The organism is Streptomyces bobili (assembly GCF_002154575.1).
Taxonomy (GTDB): Bacteria; Actinomycetota; Actinomycetes; order Streptomycetales; family Streptomycetaceae; genus Streptomyces; species Streptomyces bobili.
The window spans coordinates 1-3,701 of record NZ_MUBA01000714.1; the positions used below are offsets into that span (position 1 = coordinate 1).

General features: G+C 75.2%; 2 protein-coding genes. One reads left to right on the forward strand and one right to left on the reverse strand.

Translation table 11 applies throughout. The annotated features are described in order from the left end of the window. Positions 1 to 3,278 (forward strand): ATP-binding protein (locus BZL64_RS36600; protein WP_107430424.1); only part of this gene is annotated, 3,278 nt, incomplete at its 5' end. Here the strand turns inward: BZL64_RS36600 and BZL64_RS36605 are convergent. Further along, a partial coding sequence (locus BZL64_RS36605; protein WP_208639601.1) for an NPCBM/NEW2 domain-containing protein occupies positions 3,265 to 3,701 on the reverse strand: 437 nt, incomplete at its 5' end. The two genes, BZL64_RS36600 and BZL64_RS36605, sit on opposite strands and share 14 nt — an antisense overlap.

Genomic DNA, 3,701 nt, shown 5'->3' on the forward strand with positions numbered 1-3,701 from the left:
ACGCCCCGCCCCAGGACGCCCCCGCCGCCCTCCAGGCTCTCGTCGGCCGCCTGCGCCGTACCGTCGGCAAGGACGCCGTCGCCTCCGCACCGGGCGGCTACCGCCTCGCGGCGACCGAGGACGACGTCGACGTCTTCGTCTTCGAACGCCTCGTACGACAGGGCACCGAGGCCCTGCGCGACGGCGACCCCGCCACCGCCGCCCGCACCCTCGACGAGGCCCTCGCCCTGTGGCGCGGCCCTGCCCTCGCCGACCTCCGCGACCACCCCGCGGCGGCCCGCCCGAAGGCCCGGCGCCTGGAGGCGTCCCGCACCCGCGCCGAGGCGGACCTGCTGCTCGGCCGGGCCGACGAGGCCGTCCCCCGCCTGGCGGAACTGACCACCGCGCATCCCTACGACGAACCGCTGCACGCGCTCCTCATCCGCGCCCTGCGCGACACGGGCCGCCCGGCCGACGCCCTCGCCGCGTACGACACGGCGCGCCGCACCCTCGCCGACGGCCTCGGTACCGACCCCGGCCCGGCCCTGCGTGCCCTGCACGCCGAACTGCTCGACGGCTACGGCGACCGCGCAGGCGGCGGTCACAGCGGCAGCCCGCCGCGCCCGGCCAAGGCGGACACGCCCCTACTCCCCGAACGCACCGGCAACCTCCGTCCGCGCCTTACCTCTTTCGTGGGCCGGGAACCCGAGATCGCCGCCATCCGTTCCGAATTGCACAGGGCCCGTCTCGTCACCCTCACCGGACCGGGCGGCTCAGGAAAGACCCGTCTCGCCGAGGAAGCCGCCGCCGGGCTCCCGCAGGCGTGGCTGGTCGAGCTGGCGTCGCTCGACCGGCCGGAGGCGGTGCCCGGCGCGGTGGTCAGTGCCCTCGGTCTGCGCGAGACCGTGCTGATGACCACCGACCTGGCGACCCCGCAGGACGACCCGGTCGCCCTGCTCGTCGAGTACTGCGCCCCGCGCAGCCAACTCCTGATCCTTGACAACTGCGAACATGTCATCGGCGCCGCCGCCGGCCTCGCCGAGACCCTGCTCACCCGCTGCCCAGGGCTCACCATCCTCGCCACCAGCCGTGAACCCCTGGGCGTCCCCGGCGAGTCGGTCCGTCCGGTCGAGCCCCTCCTCCCCGACCAGGCGTACCGCCTCTTCACCGAGCGCGCGGCCACCGTCCGCCGCGACGCGGCGGCAGCCCCGCGCGACGAGGAAGCGGTGACGGAGATCTGCCGACGGCTGGACGGGCTGCCGCTCGCCATCGAGCTGGCAGCCGCCCGGCTCCGGCTGCTCACCCCCCGTCAGATCGCTGAGCGCCTCGACGACCGCTTCCGCCTGCTCACCTCCGGCAGCCGCACGGCTCTGCCCCGCCAGCAGACCCTGCGGGCCGTCGTCGACTGGTCCTGGGACCTGCTCGACGAGCCGGAGCGCACGGTGCTGCGCGAGCTGTCCGTGTTCGCGGGCGGCTGGGACCTGGAGGCGGCGGAGGCCGTGTGCACCGGCCCCGTCGCCGACCTCGTGGGAGCACTCGTCGACAAGTCCCTGGTCGTCGCGGCCCCGGGCACCGGTGACGGCGGCATGCGCTACCGCATGCTGGAGACGATCCACGAGTACGCCACCGAGCGCGCCGCCGAGACCCCGGAGTTACGCGCGGCGGCCGAGCGGCGGCACCGGAGCTGGGTGCGCGCGCTCGTCGCGCGGGCCGACCCCCTGCTGCGCTCCGCGGAGCAACTCCCCTGGATATCGCGCCTGGAGACCGAGCTGGACAACATCCGGGTGGCGATCCAGCGCGGTCTCACCGCGGGCGACGAGGAGGAGGCCGCCGCCGTCTGCATCGCCATGGGCTGGTTCTGGTGGCTGCGCAACTACCGCTACGAGGGCGCCGCCTGGACCGACCGCACCCTGCGCCTGGGCGCGGTCCTGGACCGACTCCCCACCCCGGGCCAGGACTTCGCGGCCTCCGCCACCCCGGCTGTCCCGGCCGCCTACGCCGCCTGCGCCGCCTCCGCCGTACCCGCCGACCTCGCGACCCGGATGGCCGCCGTCGATCCCGTCGACGCCTTCCTCGCGGAGCCCGACGGGGAGGAGGCCCACCCCCGGCACACACAGCGCATGTGTCTTCGGATGCTGCACCTGTTCCTGCTGTCCGAGTCCGAGCCCAGGGGCGTCACGGCGGACCCCCGACAGGCCGCGTACCTCCAGCGGCTGCGCAGCCGTTATGAACCGGGTGGCCCGGAGGCGGCCCGCATGCCCGGCCTGATCTGGCCGCTGACCGCGTTCCACCTGCGGGACACGGAGGACCTGCGCGGCATCCTGGACGCGGCCGTCGCCAACTGCCGGGCTCACGGCGGTGAATGGGAGCTGGGCTGCGTCCTGATGTTCCGTACGCACGCGGTCGTCGACTCTCCCGGCGGGCTGCACGGCGTGGACGACGACCTGGCCGAGCTGCGCGTCCTCAGCCGGCGTGTCGGCGACCGCTGGATGCGGGCCCAGGTGTGCAGCGCGGCAGGTGAGGCGGAGTTGGCGCGCGGCAGGTTCATCGAGGCCGAGGGGGAGTACCGGGAGGGGCTGCGGCTCGCCTACGAGGTCGGCGCGTACGCGGAGTCGCCGTTCCTCATCGCCCGCCTCGCGGAGATCGCCTACCGCTCGGGCGACCGGGCCGGCGCCCTCACCGCGCTCGACGAGGCGGACACCGCGGCCGAGCGCTACGGCGTGGCGGACGCCAGGGCGTTCGTGTTCCTGCTGCGCGCCCAGATCGCCGTGGACGAGGGCGACACCGCGCACGCGCGGGCGCTGTGCGACGCGATCCGGGTGCTCGCCGCAGCGGGCACACCACCGCCCCAGTTCATCGCGGCGCTCGGCATGCTGGAGGCGGAGGTCGCCGCCGCCGAGGCAGGCCCGGAACCCGCCCTGGCGCTGCTCGCCGGCACCTTGCGGCAGGCGCTGGCCGACCACTGCGCCGAGGCCGTCCTCTCGGCCGTCGTCGACTGCGCTGCGAACCTGCTGACCCGCCTCGCGGACTACCCGCGCGCGACCCGGCTGCGCGCGGTCGCCGACGTGCTGTACGGCCCCCACCCGCGGCCCGCCCCGCAGCGCGCCCTCGCCGAGCGGGCCGAGGCCGCGGCCCGCGAAGCCCTGGGTGCCGAGCGGCAGGAGGCCGAGCGGGCGCGGGGCAGGGGCCTGACGCTGACCGCCGCCCTGCGCGAACTCACCGAGGCCGTGCGCGCGCACCCGACACCGGCCTCCGCTCCCGATCCGGCCCCGGGCACACCAACGGCTACGAACAGGTGAACTTCGACTCGGCCCAGTCCGCCAGCGCCACCGTGTCGAGGTGGTTGTGCGGCTCGACCACCAGCGTGACCGTCTCCCGGCCGGCGATGTTCACATGGACCGGCACGGCGGGGTCGCCGCCCTTGACCGTCCAGGACGACCACAGCCGGACCCCGTCGGCGTACACCGAGAAGACGACCTTGCCGAGCTTCAGCGTCAGGTCGTCGACGCCGGCCACGGCGTCGTAGGCGGTGCACTTGCGGTTGAGGTCGATCGTGACGGAGGAGTCGCCGTGCACCGTCACTCCGCGCGCGTACTCCCGGTCGGCGACGGACAGGCCGTTCCGCTGCCACACCCAACTGCTCGCGCCGAGGCGGATCTCCGGCCCGGTGCCGTCCCCGTTGACGTCGAAGGACAGCTCGCTCAGCTCGTAGACCGCCGGGG